Genomic DNA, 21819 nt, shown 5'->3' with positions numbered 1-21819 from the left:
AAAAACCTCTGCTAGGCATAAGCCGAACAGAGGTTTTTTCATGTCTATATCCAATTCATTCCCCACCCATTCATCACGCTTGCCGCTAACGCTTGCCGTCATACTCCCGATCTTTCATTGCCCTAGCAGGATTCCCAACACAAATCTGCCAAGCCGGCAAATCATGAAACACGCTCGATCGCGCACCAATCACGCAACCATCACCGATCTTCACATTAGGCCCAACAAAAACATCCGAACATATCCATGTATCTGACCCCACTTCAATCGGCGGCCTCAACAACGGCATATCCATGCGCGTAAAATCATGTGTCCCTGCACACAAATGCGCCATCTGGCTAATCATCACACGATCTTTGATCGTAATCTGACCCAACGGATATAAAATTACATCATCACCAATCGTACACCAATCCCCCATCTCTAGATGCCATGGTATATAAACATTCACAGTACGACGGATCGAACAATTCTTGCCAATCTTAGCGCCGAATAGACGTAACAAAAAATTACGCCAGCGATACATATTGTGAAATGAATACCTAAACAAGGTAGATTCTACCGAACCCCATACGACGCGCAAAACCTTCTCTTTAAACGTCCAAGGGCTTCGCATGCGATTCTCCATCTCATGCCTCCATACAAATTCATCAACACTATGATTCTGACGATCAATAGAAGCCCCGTTAGCTTTTCCATTCACGACAATAGGTTCGATCTCTACACCATAAAAATCATTCGCCTTATATTTCAACGATGCGATTTTCAATACAATCAACCACTCATATAAATACTGCAAAATACAGTATATAAACCCTGCACGCCCGTCCAAAAGCCCGCCACGTATAACGTACATATAAAAGAATTTACACGAAGCCCGAAATGGCAATCGATACGATAACTTCTTAACCTCATGCCCACGCGTAGCTCGATCAAATGAAAAAAGTTTAATCCAGTGAACCGAATTCGTGTTCCGATCCTTTAGCGTCTCAATCGCCTCATGTGTTGAATAACGATTATGACGATCCACCCACTCTGATATCCCTTTGCTGAAATTATGATGTACCAGTAGGTTCTTTAGGTACCCATGCTTCCCATCAACCACCGGTGTCGTATTTATCGTACGCTCAAACCTGATCCGATCTTTCTTAAAAAAACGCATCACTGGTGTCGGCGGCATCGAATATTTCAACCACTTGCCCATCAGCAAATTCTTGCGGCCACAATAATACGCCACAACACCTTGATCGTCCTCCTGCCCCGCGATCGCGCACAACTCCAAATACAATTCAGGCGTCACTCGCTCATCACCATCTAACAACAACACCCATTCATTCTCAAACTGAACATTATTAAATATCCACGTAAAATGCGCGCCTTCATCACCTTCCCAAGATTTGTGATACACACGTGCGCCGGCCGCCTCAGAAATCTCAATAGATCGATCTGTACTCCCCGAGTCCACAACCACAACATCTTTGCACCATTCAATGTTCTCAAACAATGAAGGCAAATTTCTTTCTTCATCCAACGTACGTATCAGCACCGATATTTTCATGAATCTAACCCCGCTTTCCGGTCTGCCACCCCTGCGATCTTCTCATAATACGCCATTGTATCCGCCACTTGTTCATCCTCCGTAAATCGCGAACGTATATACGAAGATGCTTGCCCCCCCATCTTCAGCAATGCCTCCCTCTTCATCCTCATCAAACCTACAGCTTCATTCACAAAGGCCTCTCGATCAATCCGCACACTCACGCCTGTTTCCCCATCCAACACCAACTCTTCACACCCCGCCGTCCTCGTTCGACACACCGGCAACCCACACGCCATCGCCTCACCGGTCGCCAAAGAAAATCCTTCAATCCCTGACGGCAGCAAAAAACAATCCATCGCCCAATACACCTCAAGCGGATCGACATTCGCCAAACTCACCGCCCGATTCCCTAGCCCCAAATCTTTCAACTTTCTTTCAAACGCATCCTTCCCCGCCCCCCCGCCAGCAAACAAAAACCCAGCCTTCTCATTCTTCATCTGCATAGCCACATCAAGCAACCAATCCTCATTCTTCGGATCTTCAAATCGCCCCACGTAACCACCCACAACAACATCATCATCAAAACCAAATCGTTTCCGCGCCGTCTTCCGCTCCTCTGCACTAGGCAATCGATATCGATCCATATCAATACCATGCACAATCAGCTGTATCTTTCGCTCATCAACCCCCTGCTCCACTAACCAATCAAACGCCATCTTCGACGGAACATGATAATAATCACCCATCGCAACAAACGCATTCACCTCACGAAATCGTGGCAAGTGAGTCAGATGTAGCGTATACAACGACTTCACACCACACAACTTCCGCAAGGGCAACGCAACCATCGCAGCAGAACGATGATGAACATGAAGCACATTCACATGATTCTTCTTCACCCATTTCCTCAGCCACATCCCAGATTTCAGCACACCACCCAACCCCTCATCAATCGGCAAATCAAGCACCTCGACATCCAACCCCTGAAACGAATCAATCCCATCATCTGCCCGACACGCAATCGTCACACGCACACCCCGTTCAATCAACCCTCGCGACAAATCACGCACATACCGCGACAAGCCTCCCAACTCATCACGCTTCAATATATGCAATACATGCAGCCGCTCTTCCAACTATCGCCCCCCCTCTTCTTCACACCGCCTACCAACAACCTTCGCCGGATTTCCACCCACCACATCCCCATCACCAACATCCTTCACCACAACAGCCCGCGCCCCTACCACCGCATTGTCACCCACCTCAACCCCCGGCCCAACAAACGCATCAGCACACAACCAAACCCCATCACCAATCACAATCTCCGATCGCATCAGCGGTAAATTCCGTTCACGATAATTATGTGTCCCCGCACACAAATGCACATGCTGCGACACCACCGTATGCTCACCGATCCGCACCTCGCCCAGATTGTAAACCGTTACCCCATCGCCAATCATCGACCAGTCCCCAACCTTCAGTTTCCACGGATGCGTAATCCTAACACTCCGCCTCACACCCGCTCTCCCCGTAATCTCACAACCAAACAATCGCAGCAAAAACCGCCGATAGCCATAACACCTCACCGGGCTCCACCGAAACCCAATCCAATACACCACACCCCACAGCGCGCGCATCAAATACTCTTTCCGCGTGTACGGAAACCCTTCGCATTGATCCAGCTGCTGAAATATTTTTTTCGCCATAATCCTCTGCTAAAACATGTACTTACCCTGATTCCCCTCATTCTAACGCTCCGCCCCCCACTTGCACGCATTTTCTCCCTCCCCCAAGAGCAAGTTGCATCATGACGTGCCACATGTCCTGCGAAACAATCGGGAGCAGGTTCATGCGAGAAGCGTTTTTTTACATAACGATCTACTGGTCAACGAAACAAGTCATTTCGCAAGACGTTCTAAATCCATGCGCAACAGCACCCCACCACCTCTTAACAATTATCGAACCATCCCCCCACCTGCTTGATCCCGATCCTATTCAGCTCACAACATATCCCACATCACACACAAAAAACAACCCTCCAATATCCGCAATTTCTATCAATCAATACCCCCGAAGGTTGCCCAGATTAACTAAAACTTAATACCCAATACACCAATAGGCACATCCCTCAAAAGTAATTCAAAACGTTGTTTTAAAGCCTATTTCTATTATCATAAATACAGTTTTCTGACACTGATGTACCCATACGTATCCAAATGGATCCGGGAGAAGAGAATGACATCTATCCGCCACCGCCACATCGCGTTATTAGCGACATGCTTTTCACTCGTATGCGCCTTCACATCCACACCCATCACCGCCAACATCACTTCCTACCACATCGGTAACTCACTCACTTGGAATAGCAACCCCGACATCTCATTCGCACAAACTGCTACACAGCTCGGCCTTCAATGGGATACCGGCTACCACATCCGCTGCGGCTCCTCACTCGAATACATCCAAAAAGAACCCGACATCACCTGCGTACCCGCCAACCCAGATTTCGGCTTCTACACGGAAGCTCTCCCGAACCATCAATGGGATTACGTCACCTTCCAACCCTACAGCGACTGGGGCTCAACCTTCCAGACCGACATCAACGCATTCAATCATTTCCGTGACCTCACCCACACCAACCCTGCAAACGCAAACACAACCTTCCTCATCTACGCAGCTTGGCCCCAAAAAACCACAGACTTCGCAACCGATTGGCTCCGCCCCGCATCCACCAATCCATCGCAAAACACAATCCTCTCGCGTGAATATTTCGATAATCTCGCAACCACACTCCGCGAACAAAACCCCTCTCTCACCGTCAACGTCATCCCCATCGGCGAAGTACTCAACAACATCAACAACGAGATCCTCAACAACAACATCACCATCCTCAGCCAATCCACATCAAACCCCATCACCCGCATCGATGACATCTACAAAGACGATAAACATCTCGGCGACATCGGCAGCTATATCGCATCCATGACCACACTCGCCACAATACTCAAACAGCCCCCTCCCAACCTTGACGCAATCCCCACATATTTCACCAACGACTCACCCCAAAAACTCCAAACCCTCACACCCGAGCTCGCCGCTCAGCTCAACGACATCATCTGGGACACCGTCTCCACCCACGCTTTCACCGCCGTCCCAGAGCCCGCATCCCTCACCTTCCTCCTCCTCCCTGCAACCCTCCTCACCATCCGCCGCCGACCCGCAAAACACTAAACCCCAACAAGCAAAACCAAACATACCCCCCTAAACGGCCCGCCCTACGCGAGCCGTTTTTCTTTGACCAGTTCCCACAACCCATACACCCCCACCAACTCAAATCACTTCCTTCTAATACCACATCCCTCCACCACATCAGATGTTATAATTTCCCTACCAAACTCATCCCGCATGCCCATCACCCATCACACACCTTTTGAGCTTGTCATGAATCGTAAACAAAACGTCTACATCGCATACAACTTCTTCCCGCACTATCGCACACCCGTCTTCAACGAGCTCAATAAAAGCAAGCATTTCAATTTCTTCTACGCCGCCAACAAGTTCGATCCCTACGTCTCAAAAGGTGATCTCATCGAATCCTCAGAAATTTGCAAGCAGCCAAACTTCGTCAACCTCCCCTGCTACCTCTTCTTCAAACACCGCATCCTCCTCCAACCCAAGCTCATCACACTTCCCTTCAAAAAAGACGTCCACCAAATCATCTACCACGGCAACCCTTGGTGGCCCTGCACTTGGCTCTCCGTTCTCATCGCCAAAAGCCTCGGCAAAAAAACCTACTTCTGGACCCACGGCTGGTATCGAAAAGAATCTGGCATCAAATCCCTTCTCTACAACGCCTTCTTTCGTCTCCCCCACGGCAACCTCCTCTACGGCCACATGTCCAAATGCCTCGCCATCAACGAAGGCATCAACCCCGACAAACTACACGTTATCTACAACTCACTCGACTTCGACAAGCAAAACCAAATCCGCGATTCCATCACCGAAGATGACATCCAGCAAACCCGCCAACAACTCTTCCCAAACAGCAACGCACCCATCATCGTCGCCTGCGCCCGTCTCACAAAACTCAAAAAATTCCACCTCCTCATCGAAGCCGCCGCCAACCTCAAAAAGCAAGGTCACAACCTCAACATCCTCCTCATCGGCAACGGTCCCGAAAAAGATAACCTGAAAAAACAAGCACAAAACGCCAACCTATCACTTAACCTCTTCGGCCCATGCTACGATGAAACACAACTCGCAAAACTCATCATGGCCTCCAAAGTCACCGTTATGCCCGGCGAAGTCGGCCTCACCGCCATGCAATCACTCAACTTCGGCACACCTGTCATCACCCACGACGACTACGCGCACCAAATGCCCGAATGGGAAGCGATCATCCCCAACAAAAACGGTTCATTCTTCACAAACAACGACATCCCAACCCTCCAGGCCGCCATCAAAAATTGGACACAAACCCCCGACAACTCACCGCAAATCAAAGACAACTGCACCGCTATCATCCATCGCCTCTGGAATCCGCACAAACAAGTTCAGATTATTGAAAACGCACTCCGCGGTAACCCCGCCAACGACTTCACCTCAGCCACACTATAGCCAAACAAAATATCACATTTTGCTCCGACAAAAACTTGCCTATCCACTGATTAGCCTAATGCTCTAACCAAGCCACCGCCTCATCAAGCGTCTTCACCTTCCCACGTTTGATCGCTTCAAACAAATGATAATGCTGAATTGTCATCGACTGCCGCCCTGCTTTTCCAGACAGAATCACACCCAGACTCGAAAAAAGCCCTGTAAAAAACGACTTAAACTGTTTCTTCTTCACGCAAAACTTTAACAAATTCAGCAGCGTCACCAAGCCATGCACCATATAAATCGGCATCGGAATGTTACGCCACATCACCAACATATTGCTACGCACATTGTAATGCGCAATCACCTTATAATTCCTCACCGGCGATTCATAATGATGTAGCATCCCCGAATTACCCAACCTCACAAAATATCCCTTCCCAATCATCCTCATACAAATATCACTCTCCTCACCCTGCCGCACCATTTCACCATAATACGAACCATTCCCCACAAACAATTCCCGCTTCACCGCATGGCATCCACCACGATACGCCGACCCCAAATAAATCGCATCCTCTCCTGGCGATTTCTGTATCACACGATCAGGATTAATCTTCACATCAATCGACGGGATTGTCACCGCCCACACCCGATCATCCTCATAGAGCTCTTCAACCAACTTCCCAATCACATCATTGTTCTGAAACACACAATCGTCATCGATCGTGATCACCACATCCGACTTCGCACGCTCCACCCCGTAGTTTCTTGCCCGGATCACACCAAGCGATTCTTCTTGCCGCTCAATTCTAATCGACGGATAGTTCTCTTGTACATATTCATATGTACCATCATCCGAACCGTCATCCAGTACGAATACTTCATTGACCCCAGCCTGATTAACACACGAATCGAGCGCCACACCCAACTCATCTTTTCGGTTCTTCGTTGTAACTAAAATCGTAACTGTTGGTGATCCCATCTATCCTCTACTCCTCTTTTATCTTCTCAACAAACTTAACTGTTGCATCCCACCACCCTACACCCGGCCCCCACTCATGCTTCTTAAACGGCCCCCATATCACAACACCATCCGCATTCTCATAAACAAACTCCAACTGTTTCGCCCAAAATTCGCCATCAATCAACGTACCGCCAAGCTCTTTATTACTCTCGTGATACTTCGGGTACAAAAACACATACACAGGCTTATGGAATCGCCGTGATTGCTCCATGTTCGCCTTCGCATACTTCAACCACCCTACCGGATCATTGTTGAACGTGTAAAACGACGGAAACAAAACATCCACCGAATCAGCCAACGGCATCAACGCGTCATTCGCCTTCTGCCATTTCTCAATATCCTTCTCATGACCATAAACAGGCGACCAATAATCCCGCACCGGCAACAACAAGTAATACCCAATCCGTAACTCCGGCTCTGCCTGATGAATCACATCAACAATCGTCTTGAACATCTTGATGTTGCGATCAAGCTTCTGCTTCGTAAAACCATTCTTCCCAATCTGACGCGCATCCGTTTGGTAATGCTCAATATCCAAACAGACAATCCCCTCATGCCGTTTCAAATATCTCGCATAAGCACGATAACGATTCAAGTCCGTATTAAAATAATCCTGTCCATTCTTCGTATCCCACAACGATGATGGCGACATAATCTGAATCGGCTTCATCCCCAGCATCGACAAATCCACCGGCCGATCCGATTCTAAAATCAATCCATTAAACATCACAAACGTAGAGGCCTTCGTCACACGAGGACCATCCCCCTCTACACTGTCTTCACCCCTAACCATATCACACACAACCAACATCAAAGCAATCATCAAAGCGATTTGCATCAATCCCAATCGATTCATAGTACAGCCTTTCTGATTCTAATCACCTCACACAGCCTCATGTGTATACGAATCAATATGCAGCGCCGATTGTTCGCAATCGTTCTGTTTCTTTTTCATCAACACTCACACTCGCATCCTCAGCTATCAACGACTCTTCACTTTGCATATTGAATACAAAACCAAAGTACATCAATTGGAACGCAACCGTTGACACAAACAAATACCCCGGCAACAACCCGCTAACCGAGAATCCTTGAACAAATAAATTCGCAATCACAAAAAAGCCAAACGATCGCATCACATTCGGACGTCCACGCCATCGCCAAATGTAAAACAAGCCCATCCAGATCATCACAATGTATAAAACCAAATTGAACACACCACCGTGCATGAGCAAACCAATCCAGTCATTATGATAAAAACCGATCGTCTCAATATCTGGACTCACCGGATTGATCCCCATAAACACCGCCGGAAATTCCTGGAACCGCTCAAACGCCGCAGTCCATCGATGCATACGCGTTAAGAACGTCTCAGCCGAAAACGTTTCACCCGAAAACACCGCAAGCGTTCGCTCCACCGCTTTCTGCGGCAGCATCACCAACAACATCGGTAAACTAAAAAATCCAATAAAACCAGCAACACCCAAATAGAATGTCTGCTTAATACCGATCGATTTCAAACGGAAAATGTTAAGACCTGCAATACCAACAGCAATCACCAATGAAGTTTTCGAGCCCGACAATAAAATCAACCCAATTCCGGCTAACGCCCCCGCAACTGCGATCGCATTCTCAAACGGCTTCGCATCCTTTATGCAGAAAATCGTACAAATCGCCAGCGCCCCCATGATCCCCATCGACCCACGGAACAATCCCGCCACCGACAACGCATGCGTCGTCTCTTCATTGCTTCCAAATGTCCCCGCAAATAATCCATATAGCAGATTCGCATTGATATAACGCTTGTATTGCAAAAACGCCGCAATAAAAATGAAGATCGTAAACACCGCCATCGGCAATAACGCAACTGAGAACGACCGCTGCAGCGTTCCTTTAACCTTGAATCGGCATGTCGCCGCCAACAGGAATAAACACATCCCACCACCAACTCGCCATGTATTAATCAACGTATTACGGATAAATCGGCTATGCGTTGGATTCGATACAAATACCGATAGTAACGGTATAAGCCCTGCCAACAACATAATCACCCAGAACATCCGCTTCGTATCCACCGTCGCATTACGATACTGCTTCACCGCCGATACGATCAAAAACGGTACGAATAAATCAAACAAATACACAAAACTGTTCGGCCCACCAATCGCAACAAACAACGGGCTCGAAAAGAATGGCGCACTGAAAAACAGTGACTCTTTCATCGATAAACCACTACGCTTGAAAAACACAAAAGAGCCTGCCAAGCAAACGATCGATATAAACCAACAAGTAATCCATAACATACGATTTGTCTCTTCTGTATCTGAATCTAAACGATACTCTCGTACAACGCCATCATACTTTTCGCAATATTGGGAGCATGATAATGCTCTCGCACATATTCACATCCCGCCCTACCAACCTCAAGACATTTTTCTTGATCGCGCAATCCCCCCAAAATGCCTTCCGCGATCGCACCCGGTTCACGCACAACTCTAACAACCGAACAGCCATCCTCACCCAGTTCTTGCGCACCACCATTCGACCCGACAACGGTATATAAACCGTTCACCATCGCTTCTAGATGTGAGTATGGAAAATTCTCAAATACAGAGTTGAAGTATGCAATATCACATCCACGCAACAACCCCTCTATCTCATGATGTGGCACACCACCTCTGATATTCACGCGATCCAAATACTCACGCTTGATACGCTTCTTCAACCACTCAGACCACCTCTTCTTTCGCCCGATCCCGTAACCCGTATCCTGACCAACAAGGTCAAACGTGACGCGATCATCAACACCACAAACCCGATTAATGATCCCTGCATATTGATCCACACCCTTAAGCGTGCAGAGCCTCGCTACTGACACAACTTTCAGTTCTTCATTCAGACTCGGCTCATACCCATCATCCGGCACAAGAATAGGATTTGCGATAACCCGTGGCGAAATCTTCCATCCCTCTCCAACACAAAAATCTGACAACCAATGGCTCGGCGACGTCACTAAATCCGCACTCTCTGCAGACTTTCTCTCTAAACGATCAATCTCAAGTAACCCCTTCATCCGACCGCGCATATGCATGTATGTTTTCTGAACCAGCCCAACCCCTGCCAATGCGCACATCTTCGAGTTCGCATGCAACCGTACAACTGTTGGAAAATCCGGATTCCTCTCCTGAAAAACAATCCCATCTGCCGAATACTCACCAAATTCGACCAAATCAATCTTCTCATCTCTGATCATACTCTCAACTTTTGCCGCGATTTCTTCACGCATCTCAGCCAAATTCGATCGATCGGATACCAACTCTCTCGCAACCGTCACACCATCAATTGTTTGCCGATATGGCTCGTCCACCACGCCACATAACACGTACACATCATGCCCTAAACGATGCATCCCCTGTGCAATGTGATACGCATAAGTTCCTATCCCACCCCATCCATTGTCTGGCGGATAAACCGTCGATACATACAAAATCTTCATCTTCACACACCCTCCTTCATAACAACTCTCTCCTCAACACCACATAACTGCCGCACCGCTTCACCACGCGTCTTCATATACGAGTAAGCCAAATACACCGCCTGATTCAGCGTGTGTACCAAATATCCAATCAATAGCGCCTTCATAATCCCCATCGCACCCTCATCCGCAAACATATACCCGCAGCCAATCACTACACCCGACAGCACCACACAGAATCCAACACCCACCCACACACGGTTATGACACATCATGTCAATCCCCGCAATTCGGTTCACCGCATCCAAACCGCCCACCATAAACGTCATCAACAAGATCGCCACCAAACCCGTCCCCACATACTTCTCACCATACATCCACGCAATCCAAGGCGATCCGCCCCCCAATACCACCACTAACACACCCACACCCGCCAACATCCCCAGAATTGTTAATAATAAAACCTTGTTATACGATCCGTATCGCTTCGCACCCAACGTGTTCGACATCACCGGCAACACCGCTGACATCACCGCTGTTGGCACAAACAATATCGCGAAACGCCACTGATTACTAATGTTATAAATCCCAACCTCAAGATACGCATGTCCCGACTGCGTCAATAGCGCCATCAACGTAAAATTGATCGGCATAATCAATATATTGCACAAAAATGATGGCAAGCTGAATTTCAATAATACCGGATACGATTTCAATGAATCTTTCGCACTAACAACTTCATTCAAATCACAAGCTCTCAACACTCGCCTTGAAGCAACAAAGTACGTCCCCCAACGAATCGCCCAACCAATCGCATTGCCGATCACTGCCCCCCGAACACCCGCAATATAAGCACCACTAACCATCAACAGAACAATCAATATATCGGTCACACACGCAACAATACTACTCGCCTTGAATGCCTCACACCCCTGCAAGCAACCAATCTGAGCACCATTAATTGTTATAAAAAAGATAATGATGGCACAGATATTAAATTCAAACAGCAAATCCGAATTGACAAAAATGTCTTTCGACAAGTTCGGCCCAAACGCCAGCAAAACCCCACACCCCACAAGCGCCGTCATCATCGCCGCAATATTCGCCAGCTTCAAAATCTCACACGCCCGTCGCGGATTCTCATTCCGATACTTCGACACATACCGCGTCGCCGTCCCCCCAATCCCAAACCCCGCAAACGCTGTGAACATTGCAATCGTCGCCATGATCACACCAAGCTTGCCATAACCATCACCACCAAGGATTCGGGCCATGACAACACCTGTTGCGAGGCGGACTGCGCTGGAAAGAACTCCGCCAAAGAGCATCCAGAGGCTACCGCCGAGGACACGTTTTAGCAGGGGAGAATTCTTGACTCGTGTGAGTAATTGATCTGTGAGGGATTTTTGATCCGCAATCAGGCTATCCGGCATACAACGCCCCCCTGACTGCAGTCTGGAACTGCGCACGACAATCATTGCTTGATCTGTATCTTGCAATATAACAATGGTTTACAGCAATGACTGCGATACTATCCGACAAATTGAAAGCCTCATCCTCGCCCCAGAGCGTTTTTAACGCTCTGGATCACGCCTGACATACAGACATATAGTTAACCTAAGTGCTTGTAAGCGCAATAACTTAAATCAAAATGACAGCGCTTAACCCGAATATCGGGCACATAAATCCCCATCTTCACATATTACGGTAACAACGCAAACCTTGTTTGCTTCGATCGAGCAATCAAACCACCTAATTAGTACATTCTTACATTTCAGAAACACATGAAAATGGTTTTACATCATCTTCATGTTGTTATCAGGATATAAAGACGATTAATCTATTTATTTGCAGTGATTTACGCAATTACAAATTCTCGTATTGATTGATGCAAACGACCGAAAAAGCGCTCAATCGATACAAATGATACAGATGACGTAATAACACCATGGCGGTTTGATTATCAATTTCTAACTCTTGGTTCATCCAATACTTGTGGTATATTGAACATCCATCATATTGCTCACGTAATGAGCAATCGATGCTGTACATCTACCAGATTCCGGCTGGTTTCTCGCAGCATCTCATTGCCTAGATACCTGTCCGCTTGATTCGTTGGCTTAGGAGAGGGACTGGATAAAGATCGCTAACATTATATATTAAAGGCATTTATGCGAATTACGATCCTAAATCAGTTTTACAAGCCGGATATCAGCCCCACTGCGAACTTGGCTGCTTCGTTGGCTGAGCATTGGGCTGCAAAGGGACATGAGGTGACGGTTGTCGCTTCACAAGGTGGATACGTTGAGGGGGCTGATTTTGCCAAGTCATCGCTGGATCACGGCGTACGTGTCCATCGCTGCTGGACCCCTGCCCTAGGTAAGAAAAATCTGCTCTCACGCGCGATCGATTACGGCTGCTTTAACCTGGGTGCTTTTCTTCGGGCATTACGGTTACCAAAACAGGACATCATTTTTTCGATGACAACGCCGCCTTGGATTGGGTTGGCGGGCAATCTTCACAAGATGAAGAGTCGGCAAACCAAGTTGGCGTTATGGTTTATGGATGTGCATCCGGAGATTGGTGAGGTGACTGGGATGCAAAAGCCGGGCGGACTGATCTCAAAGGTGCTGCGTATGTTTAATCGCAGGATCTTTAATAAGCTGGATCATCTAGCAGTACTGGATCCCGCGATGGGCGATTTGCTCAATAAGCTTTATGGCCATGCGGGAACAAAGTTTGGCACGACGGTAATCCCGAACTGGGAGCCGATGTCGAAGTATCCACAAAACATGGATGTTAAGCCGTGGCATAAGGCGGATGAACTAGGCCTTAAAGATCAATTTGTGATTCTATATACAGGTAACTTGGGGATCGTGCATCAGTTCGATGATTTACTCGCACTCGCGCAGCGCATAGCAGATCTGCCTGTAAAGTTTCTAATTAACGGCGGTGGAAAACGGATGCCTGTTCTGAAAGAAGCAGCGGCGCGTGACGGGTTAAGCAATTTTATTTTCAACGGTTACGTGCCTTTCGAGGAATTGCCTGCGGTCATGAATTCTGCCGACTTGGCGTACATCACCTTAAGAAATGATTGTGCTGGGATGGCTTCACCGAGCAAGGTTCATGCGAACCTAGCGATGGGTTTGCCGGTGCTGTTTAGCGGACCGTTGAAATCGAACGTGGACATCGCGGTAACAGAACATGAAGCGGGATTGTCAGTCCGCGAGGGCGATGTGGATGGTATGGAACGATTTGTACGTGAGCTGATCGCAGATAAAAAGAAGTTGGCCATGTATCAGGTGAACGCGCGTGAAGCGTTTGATAAGGCGTACAACGACGTCGCCACGCATGAACAGTTTGATGAGCTTCTGGATGAGATGTTCGCCAAGACGGCTGCGGAACCTGAGGCGGTCGCAGGGGCTGTTTGATGTAACCAAGTGATGGTGTTTGAGGTGAAATATTCATTCGTTCTTGTGCGCGCATTTTGATTTCTATGCGCATGATAGGTGATTTTTAACTTGCTGTTTTTGAATGTTTTTTGATGCAAACGCATCACAATTCAAGAAAGTTGGGTAATTTCTTTCAATGACTGCTGATTTTTGCCACAAACTGCGTTTTCTAATTTAACGATTTGAAATGCGCGTAAGTTACTGTGTAATCGCTTGTTGCTCGGATGTTGCAATTAGAATCGCATGGTTTTGTGCGCACGTTAAATGTGGAGACAATTGTGAAGAGTTTTCAGATTAGGTGCGGGATATCTATGTGGTGTGCGCGCACATGCGCGCGTTCTGATGAAAGCCTGTGAGGTTTTGTTTGTTTAGGTATTTTTTTCTAAACGTGTATCCTAGATTGAATAGGTTTCTCAATGGTTCGTCATTGTGATTGCGTGCTTGTTAATTTTTAATGCCTTATAGATCGGTATCAAATTCTGTTATTTTTTACTATCTATTTGTTAGTTAGCGAATCTATCTATGGCTGATTTATTAATAATCGCGTAAGTTGTTGTGCACAATGGAATTGATGGGTGTTTGTGGTTGATTTTATGAGTGCGGCTTGCGTGATGTACTGAACGGCGGCTATTGTTTATTATTGGCCTCAATACTCGTCATTGACTGTTGATGTGATTTGCAACACACCCCACGACCGGCGGTCGTGGGCTTGAGGTGATGCTTAACAATCGACTCGTTAAGAATGCAGGAGAGGGTGATTGGTATTCATGGTGAGATATTCAATTAAAAACCGCAGTGTTGACTGCGGCATGATATTTGTTGATTTGTATGGGGGAGCGGATTGATTATCCGTAGACGATTTCGCGGATTGAGTCTTGTGATTCGAACCACTCAATGGTTTTCTTGAGACCTTCTTCAAAACCGACTTGTGCTTGCCAGTTCATGAGTTCTTTGGCTTTGGTGGTGTCGAGGCAACGGCGAGGCTGGCCGTCGGGTTTGGATGAATCCCAACGGATTTGGCCTTTAAAACCCGTAAGTTTTGCGATGAGCTCGACGAGGTCTTTGATTTTGATTTCGTTGCATGTGCCGAGGTTGATGGGGGTAGGATCGTCCATTTTCTCGGTTGCCACTACAATCGCTTCAGCGGCGTCTTCGACATAGAGGAATTCGCGTGAAGCGGAGCCGGTGCCCCAGCATTCGATGAATTCATCGTTACGGTTACGGGCTTCGATGCATTTGCGGATGAGTGCGGGAATGACGTGTGAGGTATGAAGGTCGAAGTTGTCGCCGGGGCCATAAAGGTTGACGGGGAGAACGACTGAGGAGTTGAGGTTGTATTCGCGTTTGTAGCCATCGAGCATAACGAAGAGTGTTTTTTTGGCAACGCCGTAGGGTGCGTTTGTTTCTTCGGGGAACCCGTTCCAGAGATCACGTTCGTTGAAAGGGATGGGTGCGAATTTAGGGTAAGCGCAGACGGTGCCGGTCTGGACGAATTTTTTGATGTTGTTGATGCGGGCGTGTTCGATGAGGTGCATGCCCATAGAGAGATTTGCGAAACAGAAGCGTCCGGGGTGATCTTGGTTGGCGCCGATGCCGCCGACTTCAGCAGCGAGGTGAATGACAACGTCGGGTTTGGCGTCTTCGTAGAGGCGGACGACGTTGGATTCGAGTGTAAGATCGTAATCTTTGCGGCGGGGGATGAAGATGTTGTCTTTTGAGACGCCGCGTGAGATGAGAGCTTTCTGGACAAATTGGCCGAGGAAACCTGCGCCGCCGGTGATGACGATTTTTTGGTTTTTGAGATCGAGCATAATGAAACTTCTCGTTGCTTGTTTCGTTAAGAAAACGAAACCCGGAGGTTTGTCCGGGTTTCGCAAATAGTTCTAACTAATGATTAGTGCCTAACACCGTCTTGGATACTGACGTTGTGGCCGGCATCGAGTAGGGTTTTTTCGCGTTTGGCGAGGTCGAGGTCGTTATCAACCATCATGTTGACGAGCTCATCGAATGATGTTTGAGGGACCCAGTCGAGTTGTTTTTTGGCTTTCGCAGGGTCGCCGAGGAGCTGCTCGACTTCTGCGGGGCGGTAGTAGCGAGGGTCGACTTCGACGTAGTCTTCGTAGTTGAGTCCGACACGTGAGAATGCTTTTTCGCAGAACTGACGGACGGAGTACATTTCGCCGGTGGCGACGACGTAATCATCGGGGGTGTCTTGTTGCAGCATGCGCCACATCATTTCGACGTAGTCGCCGGCAAAGCCCCAGTCGCGGAGCGCGTCGATGTTACCGAGGTAGAGTTTGTCTTGAAGGCCGCATTTGATTCGGCCAACAGCGCGTGTGATTTTGCGTGTGACAAATGTTTCGCCGCGGCGAGGTGATTCGTGGTTGAAGAGGATGCCGCAGGAAGCGTGCATGTCGTAGGATTCACGGTAGTTGACGGTGATCCAGTGAGCGTAGACCTTTGCGACACCGTATGGTGAGCGTGGGTGGAAGGGTGTTGTTTCTTTTTGTGGCACTTCGGCGACCTTGCCGAACATCTCGGAGGACGATGCTTGGTAATAGCGTACTTTCTCTCCCGAGAGGTCTTGGTAATCGCGGATTGCTTCGAGGAGGTTGAGTGCGCCGACGCCGACAGCGTCTGCGGTATAGACGGGCTGGTCGAATGAAACGCGGACGTGGGATTGGGCGCCGAGGTTGTAGACTTCGGTGGGTTTGACTTCACGGATGACGCGCGAGAGGCCGGCACCGTCGGTGAGATCGGCGTAGTGTAGGTGAAGTCGTACGCCAGACTCATGTGGATCGGCGTAGATGTGGTCGATGCGTTCTGTGCTGAAGGTGCTGGAACGACGGATGAGGCCGTGGACTTCGTAGCCTTTCTCGAGAAGTAATTCTGCGAGATATGAGCCGTCTTGTCCGGTAATACCGGTAATGAGAGCGCAGTTACGTGATTCAGCCAAGGCTGTTCTCCTCTAACGAGCGTGAATGGACGCTATTTTTTTAAGTACGGTCGTACTAATAGATTGCCTATTTTAGCTTAACTTATCGGCAGGGAAAGTGTTAGAGTTGAGTGATATGGTGCGGATGATGGATGATAGAGAGGATCGGAGGTGGGGTCGTATGGTTTGTAAGTGAAGGGGGGGTGGGGAGTTGCGAAGTGTGGCGAGATCAAGCGGGATGTGGAAGTCTTTATGGGGAAAAGATGTTGAGTGAATGGGAATGAAAAGCAGCGGGTATGGTGGCCCGCTGCTGAGGAGGTTATGTCTGGATTGGGGCGATGCTATTTCACATGAAAGCTGAGTACCTGGAATGGATAGAGGTTGAGGGTGATGGCGTTGTTTGCGGTTTGAGCAGCTTCGCCGGTGGCGGCGTAGGTTGTGGAGCCGGAGGCAGGGAATGTGACGGTGACTTCATTAGCGTCTGTGAGGCCGGTATTGATGACGGCGTACCACGTGCCATGTTTCTCGGTCTTGTATTCACGGACGATGACATCCGCGTTGGATGCAGCTGATATGACTTCGCTGGGGACAGCGGGCAAAGCAAGGAAGTTGGCGTGGAAGTTGCGTGCATAGACGGGGAAACCGCGGTTATATATAGAGGCGGCCATAGTACCGAGATAGCGTGGGTCGCCATTTGCAAGTGCTAATACTTCGGGCATGAATGAGTATGGGCCGTGGCGTTCGACGTCGGCGCTAAAGTAGCCGAGTGCTTTATTTTGGGTGGTTTCGTTGAGTGGGTTGTGACGAACAGCGGCTACACCAGACTTGTTGCGGAAGATATCGAACGGTTTGGGCGAGGCGACTGTGTAGTATTGCTTGAATGACATGGTGAACATAACGCCTTCTTCGTCTTTGAAATTGGCGGGGTCTGGAGGAGGATCGGAGTGTCCCCACATGGAGGTGGAGTCATCAGAACGCCAACGGACGAGTGCTTTGGCGTGCAAATCTTTGTCGATGGTGTCTTGAATACCAAGGACTTTGGTCCACTTGTGGTGATCGCCGGTTTGCAGAACTTGTTTCCATGCGCTGAGGTCTTCTGCAAACATTTTCTTGCCTGTGCCGGGGATAGCGCGACCGGGTTCGGAAGCGTCGGCGGTGAGCATGACGAAGGCATTATCGACACCTTTACCGCGAAGATGATCACGGAGGCCGGTGAGGAATTCTTTACGTTCAGCGAACCACCATTTGATGTATTGATCCATCATGTCTTCACTGTTGCCGAGCGTTGAAAGACGAACTTTACGTTCCTGATTGGTATCAGCGGCGAATTCTTTGAGTGCATCTTTTGAGAAACTGACGGGCATGTGTGAAGGACGCTGGCGGAACCATGCGCCGATGAATTTGAGATCTTGTGAATTAAAATCGGAGATGGTGCAATCGAGAAGTTTCTTGGCATCTTCGAAAGTCGCATCGAGCGTGACATCAGCGTTCATTTTTTCCGACCATGCGATGCGTGTGTAGTTTTCGGCACCGTTGATGGGTTTGGCAAACTTCTTTTTACCGATGCCCTGACTACCGGTCGAGCCTGCGTACTCGTAGTATGGGAGGATGTACTGATCGTACTTTTTAAGCATTTTGGTGATGCTGGCCCATCCGGATTTATTGCCGGTGATGTACCAGTTGTATCCACCATAGTTTGCGGGATCGAAGCCTTGGTTGTGTCCAAATTCGAGGAGGTCTCGAGTAAATGTGTTGATGCCGAGGAATTTGTTCATCCAGACTTTGTGTTCATAGTACTTACCGATGTCTTTGACACCGCGGGTATTTGGATCTTTAGAGTTGACGGGGCCGTCACCCATTTCTTCGCGGTAAAAGACGTGACGTTGTGGGAGCTCTTCTGGGGGTGCGTTTAGTTTAAGGAAGTATTGTGATTGATCGGGGACTTCGAATAGACGAATCTTTGCAACCGCTGCGCCTTCGCTAAGCGCAACATTTTTATGATCGCTTTGAGTGATCACGACGAGAAAACCTTCTTCGGGAGATTCGAGTCTTGGCTTTGCATTGCCGCGTGGCTGTTCGAGACCGGCGTATTTTTCATGAAGATTGAAGAGCATGCGCCACTGATGCCATTTGTTTGTCACTGGGAAGTTGATGGATTCGCAGTGGTTAACGGTGTAGTTATAAAGTGTGTCGCTGAGAGCGGAGCCGGTTGTGAAACCGCGTGTCGTTTCACAGCCACGGATTTGAACGAAAGTGGTACGAGGCGCGTTATCTGGGTACTCGACCGTGATGAGATATGATTTATGAGCTTGCAGGCCCATCTCTTCACCGATACGGTAGGCGAAGAACTTTGCATCACCTTCAGGAGGGAGAACGCGAGCTTTTTTGCCGAGAATATCGACGACTTGCGAGTCACCGGACTTGGACTCGAAAAACTCGTGTTCGGTGTCGGTGGCGCAATCGATTTCATCGATTAACGGTAGCTTACCGAAGGGTTCGCCGGCATCGACAAGGGGTCGATCCTGGGCATGGGAAAAGCCTGCGAGAAGCAGACAGGTCAGTGCGGCTGTTGTTAGTTTTTTCAACATAACCAATCTCTAGTAACAAGTATCAACCATATAGTTAGGATTCAATCAATGCATGCTGAAGATGCGAAGGTGGGAGATTGAATCACGACAATCTATCTTTGCGATAGATAAAACTTTTACATCATGTTAATGAGGCAAAAGTTATGATGAAGGTCTATTGCTTTCGTTTGTGCGCAAGTAACGTGAGTCCAATTAGAAGCAATGAGAGTGAAGCGGGCTCGGGGATATCGGCGTAGCCAACGAAAGCGATCTCATTAATACGTCCGTGAAATCCGGGTTGCCCTTGAATAAGCAGATATCTACCCCCGAGCGATATTTCGTTGCCTGCGGTTGTCGTCATGTCAGCCAGCCAGGTTTGAGAATTCACGTTCGAAGTTAGATCGGCGCTACCAAATACGAATTCAGTTACATCAGCGTCGGTTGGATCTTTGGTCGAGTCGTTATCATCGTCCCACCACATAGATGAGAGGCCAATGCCGTTCGCTTGTGTTGCAGAGAAGGGTCGGTATAAAGACCAGACTTGCGCGATTTTGATTGAGGCCCAATCTTCGCCGAAATCAAGCCATGAAAAACGTGTGTTGTCTTCCGAAAAACCCCAACCTTGGTGGGCTGCGGGATCGACGACATTAAAAGGATCGTTAAGGTTGCCAGCTACACCGGGGGTGTAGGCGAGGCCATCAATGTCGAACATGTTCGATGTTCGGACGAAGCCGTGTGTACCCAAGGCAACTGGGCGGATCAATTCGAGCATCGCGGCGTTTGTGGAATAAGCGGTGGCGAACGCCAAGAGATAGATTGCTAAGGCGAATCGCAGTGTACTGTTGTTCATATTTCATCCTCCATATGATTTGTGCTGCGAGATAACATGATTCGTTAGATGTAATAGCTATTAAAATTCGTCGAGTTCGTAGTCACGGGCATGTTGAAGCGTGCCATCATCTTTGCCGACCCATGCGTGAGCGGATTCTCCTTGATACATCGCATTTGCGTTCATGATGGTTTGAGAATATTCGGTGTATTTTGTTTGTGTGAGTGTGGCGGTATGACCGTCGATAAAAGCTGTTGGTCTGCCGTATTTCCCGTCAGGTCCATGCCATGAGGTACTGGAGATAGAATTGGGTCGTTGAGCGTTTGCAGTGGAACAGTATTGGATGGGTACGCCGTGTGGTTTCGAGAAATATGGTTCACGCCAGACATTAGGTTTGTAACGACCGGCGGGGCCTGAGGTACGTGTGCGAACCCAATGATGGAAGAGGCCGTAGTACGCGTTATGTATGCGACCCTCTGCGGGATGCTCACCTGATTCGAGGCGATAGCCGGGTTGAGAGGCGCCAGTTTCGAGATACATGCCTGACGAGGGGCAAAGAAAAACTCCGCCAGCGAAATCGGTTGATGAACTCCAGCCTGAACCTTGAGCATTCATGATGTAGCCTTTTAGATATCTTTCGAGAGGAAAGTTTGCAAAATCTTTTGTGTATGAAGTAAGGTTCTCTGTGCTTGCGGGATAAAAGGTTTTGTTGTCATTTGCGTACATGACATAGCCCAGCGAGATTTGTCTGAGATTCGTATTACAAGTCACCATGCGAGCGGTTCGGCGAGCTGCGCTTAATGCGGGAAGAAGTATTCCAATAAGTAACGCTATGATTGAGATGACTACAAGCAATTCTATCAATGTAAAGGCCCGATCGAATGGTTGTCTTGGGTATAGATTGCTGAACATTTTTTTAGCTACCGATGTACGTCCTTGTGTTCGAAAAATTGTCAATGAGACACATCGAGTCTATCACGCCGTAATACGATGAATGATCTGAACAAATGATCAATCCGACGAGAGAGAGATGAGGCTAGGCGAATAATCATGACTACATGAGAAACTACTGAGCGAGTTTTGATTTGATGGCAATTCCGAAGCAAATTGATTTTGTTTTCATTTTTACAACACGAGCAATAAGGCAAATTGCCAATGAGACCAGTTCAGATAATTCCGAAAGCGAGAGAGCAACTATTGCTTTCAATTTAAGGTAGATTGCCTCATTGTCAATTGCATAAATGAAAGTATATCCACCTCTGAATATGTAAGTTGTTTTTTTGCAAATACTTGCAATCCAAAAATCATTTAATATTCATTGTCGCAACAAGGCAGATTTCGAGAAACTAGTGCCCAAAACCAAGTCTTCCAGACTTCTGAAGACTACTTTAAAGCCGA

At 48.1% G+C, this 21819-nt stretch carries 16 protein-coding genes; 3 read left to right on the top strand and 13 right to left on the bottom strand.

Annotation, left to right across the window (positions count from 1 at the left end):
- Nucleotides 1–85: 85 nt before the first annotated feature.
- The 3 genes from KS4_RS18060 to KS4_RS01560 are packed head-to-tail and all read right to left on the bottom strand — an operon-like array spanning nucleotide 86 to nucleotide 3246.
- Nucleotides 86–1558 carry a WcaF family extracellular polysaccharide biosynthesis acetyltransferase gene (locus KS4_RS18060; protein WP_145073629.1) on the bottom strand — a complete coding sequence of 491 codons (1473 nt, stop codon included), beginning with the start codon at nucleotides 1556–1558 and terminating at the stop codon, nucleotides 86–88.
- Nucleotides 1555–2676: a glycosyltransferase family 4 protein gene (locus KS4_RS01565; RefSeq protein WP_145073626.1), complete on the bottom strand. Its 1122-nt coding sequence runs from the start codon at nucleotides 2674–2676 to the stop codon at nucleotides 1555–1557. The genes KS4_RS18060 and KS4_RS01565 overlap by 4 nt, the downstream gene beginning before the upstream one ends.
- Nucleotides 2677–3246, bottom strand: a complete 570-nt coding sequence (locus tag KS4_RS01560; protein WP_145073623.1) for an LbetaH domain-containing protein — start codon at nucleotides 3244–3246, stop codon at nucleotides 2677–2679.
- A gap of 529 nt (nucleotides 3247–3775) precedes the next feature.
- Between KS4_RS01560 and KS4_RS01555 the strand changes: the two genes are divergently transcribed.
- Nucleotides 3776–4771: a hypothetical protein gene (locus tag KS4_RS01555; protein ID WP_145073620.1), complete on the top strand. Its 996-nt coding sequence runs from the start codon at nucleotides 3776–3778 to the stop codon at nucleotides 4769–4771.
- Between the two features lie 210 nt (nucleotides 4772–4981).
- On the top strand, nucleotides 4982–6157 hold the full coding sequence (locus KS4_RS01550) for a glycosyltransferase (RefSeq protein WP_200761458.1): 1176 nt from the start codon (nucleotides 4982–4984) through the stop codon (nucleotides 6155–6157).
- A 55-nt stretch (nucleotides 6158–6212) separates the two neighbouring features.
- Here the strand turns inward: KS4_RS01550 and KS4_RS01545 are convergent, their stop codons facing one another.
- The 5 genes from KS4_RS01545 to KS4_RS01525 all read right to left on the bottom strand — a co-directional run bounded on the left by KS4_RS01545 (nucleotide 6213) and on the right by KS4_RS01525 (nucleotide 12071).
- On the bottom strand, nucleotides 6213–7121 hold the full coding sequence (locus KS4_RS01545) for a glycosyltransferase family 2 protein (RefSeq protein WP_145073615.1): 909 nt from the start codon (nucleotides 7119–7121) through the stop codon (nucleotides 6213–6215).
- 7 nt (nucleotides 7122–7128) lie between these two features.
- Nucleotides 7129–8019, bottom strand: coding sequence for a hypothetical protein (locus tag KS4_RS01540; RefSeq protein ID WP_145073611.1), 891 nt, complete (start codon nucleotides 8017–8019; stop codon nucleotides 7129–7131).
- Between the two features lie 52 nt (nucleotides 8020–8071).
- Nucleotides 8072–9385 carry an O-antigen ligase family protein gene (locus KS4_RS01535; protein WP_145073608.1) on the bottom strand — a complete coding sequence of 438 codons (1314 nt, stop codon included), beginning with the start codon at nucleotides 9383–9385 and terminating at the stop codon, nucleotides 8072–8074.
- A 107-nt stretch (nucleotides 9386–9492) separates the two neighbouring features.
- Entirely contained in the window at nucleotides 9493–10659 is a 1167-nt protein-coding gene (locus tag KS4_RS01530; RefSeq protein ID WP_234698897.1) for a glycosyltransferase family 4 protein, read from the bottom strand.
- A 2-nt stretch (nucleotides 10660–10661) separates the two neighbouring features.
- Nucleotides 10662–12071, bottom strand: a complete 1410-nt coding sequence (locus KS4_RS01525; protein ID WP_200761457.1) for an oligosaccharide flippase family protein — start codon at nucleotides 12069–12071, stop codon at nucleotides 10662–10664.
- A gap of 738 nt (nucleotides 12072–12809) precedes the next feature.
- Between KS4_RS01525 and KS4_RS01520 the strand changes: the two genes are divergently transcribed.
- Entirely contained in the window at nucleotides 12810–14069 is a 1260-nt protein-coding gene (locus tag KS4_RS01520) for a glycosyltransferase family 4 protein (RefSeq protein ID WP_145073599.1), read from the top strand.
- A gap of 866 nt (nucleotides 14070–14935) precedes the next feature.
- On the opposite strand, the gene KS4_RS01515 is transcribed toward KS4_RS01520, so the two are convergent.
- The 5 genes from KS4_RS01515 to KS4_RS01495 all read right to left on the bottom strand — a co-directional run bounded on the left by KS4_RS01515 (nucleotide 14936) and on the right by KS4_RS01495 (nucleotide 21333).
- The gene (locus KS4_RS01515; protein ID WP_145073596.1) at nucleotides 14936–15901 is read right to left on the bottom strand and encodes a GDP-L-fucose synthase family protein; all 966 of its coding nucleotides are present in this window, start codon (nucleotides 15899–15901) and stop codon (nucleotides 14936–14938) included.
- 83 nt (nucleotides 15902–15984) lie between these two features.
- Nucleotides 15985–17046: a GDP-mannose 4,6-dehydratase gene (gmd, locus tag KS4_RS01510; RefSeq protein WP_145073593.1), complete on the bottom strand. Its 1062-nt coding sequence runs from the start codon at nucleotides 17044–17046 to the stop codon at nucleotides 15985–15987.
- A gap of 320 nt (nucleotides 17047–17366) precedes the next feature.
- The gene (locus KS4_RS01505; protein ID WP_145073590.1) at nucleotides 17367–19613 is read right to left on the bottom strand and encodes a hypothetical protein; all 2247 of its coding nucleotides are present in this window, start codon (nucleotides 19611–19613) and stop codon (nucleotides 17367–17369) included.
- A 154-nt stretch (nucleotides 19614–19767) separates the two neighbouring features.
- The gene (locus tag KS4_RS01500; protein ID WP_145073587.1) at nucleotides 19768–20442 is read right to left on the bottom strand and encodes a PEP-CTERM sorting domain-containing protein; all 675 of its coding nucleotides are present in this window, start codon (nucleotides 20440–20442) and stop codon (nucleotides 19768–19770) included.
- A gap of 60 nt (nucleotides 20443–20502) precedes the next feature.
- On the bottom strand, nucleotides 20503–21333 hold the full coding sequence (locus KS4_RS01495) for a DUF1559 family PulG-like putative transporter (RefSeq protein ID WP_145073584.1): 831 nt from the start codon (nucleotides 21331–21333) through the stop codon (nucleotides 20503–20505).
- Nucleotides 21334–21819: the final 486 nt, after the last annotated feature.

This window comes from Poriferisphaera corsica (genome assembly GCF_007747445.1).
GTDB classification, from domain to species: domain Bacteria; phylum Planctomycetota; class Phycisphaerae; order Phycisphaerales; family Phycisphaeraceae; genus Poriferisphaera; species Poriferisphaera corsica.
This window is presented reverse-complemented; position numbering and strand designations above follow the sequence as displayed.

What these genes read in the sequence shown, in the direction of transcription:
- KS4_RS18060 (WP_145073629.1), bottom strand. Translation starts at nt 1,558, where the DNA reads ATGAAAATATCGGTGCTGATACGTACGTTGGATGAAGAAAGAAATTTG.
- KS4_RS01560 (WP_145073623.1), bottom strand. Translation starts at nt 3,246, where the DNA reads ATGGCGAAAAAAATATTTCAGCAGCTGGATCAATGCGAAGGGTTTCCG.
- KS4_RS01555 (WP_145073620.1), top strand. Translation starts at nt 3,776, where the DNA reads ATGACATCTATCCGCCACCGCCACATCGCGTTATTAGCGACATGCTTT.
- KS4_RS01550 (WP_200761458.1), top strand. Translation starts at nt 4,982, where the DNA reads ATGAATCGTAAACAAAACGTCTACATCGCATACAACTTCTTCCCGCAC.
- KS4_RS01545 (WP_145073615.1), bottom strand. Translation starts at nt 7,121, where the DNA reads ATGGGATCACCAACAGTTACGATTTTAGTTACAACGAAGAACCGAAAA.
- KS4_RS01540 (WP_145073611.1), bottom strand. Translation starts at nt 8,019, where the DNA reads ATGAATCGATTGGGATTGATGCAAATCGCTTTGATGATTGCTTTGATG.
- KS4_RS01535 (WP_145073608.1), bottom strand. Translation starts at nt 9,385, where the DNA reads ATGAAAGAGTCACTGTTTTTCAGTGCGCCATTCTTTTCGAGCCCGTTG.
- KS4_RS01530 (WP_234698897.1), bottom strand. Translation starts at nt 10,659, where the DNA reads ATGAAGATTTTGTATGTATCGACGGTTTATCCGCCAGACAATGGATGG.
- KS4_RS01525 (WP_200761457.1), bottom strand. Translation starts at nt 12,071, where the DNA reads ATGCCGGATAGCCTGATTGCGGATCAAAAATCCCTCACAGATCAATTA.
- KS4_RS01520 (WP_145073599.1), top strand. Translation starts at nt 12,810, where the DNA reads ATGCGAATTACGATCCTAAATCAGTTTTACAAGCCGGATATCAGCCCC.
- KS4_RS01515 (WP_145073596.1), bottom strand. Translation starts at nt 15,901, where the DNA reads ATGCTCGATCTCAAAAACCAAAAAATCGTCATCACCGGCGGCGCAGGT.
- KS4_RS01505 (WP_145073590.1), bottom strand. Translation starts at nt 19,613, where the DNA reads ATGTTGAAAAAACTAACAACAGCCGCACTGACCTGTCTGCTTCTCGCA.
- KS4_RS01500 (WP_145073587.1), bottom strand. Translation starts at nt 20,442, where the DNA reads ATGAACAACAGTACACTGCGATTCGCCTTAGCAATCTATCTCTTGGCG.
- KS4_RS01495 (WP_145073584.1), bottom strand. Translation starts at nt 21,333, where the DNA reads ATGTTCAGCAATCTATACCCAAGACAACCATTCGATCGGGCCTTTACA.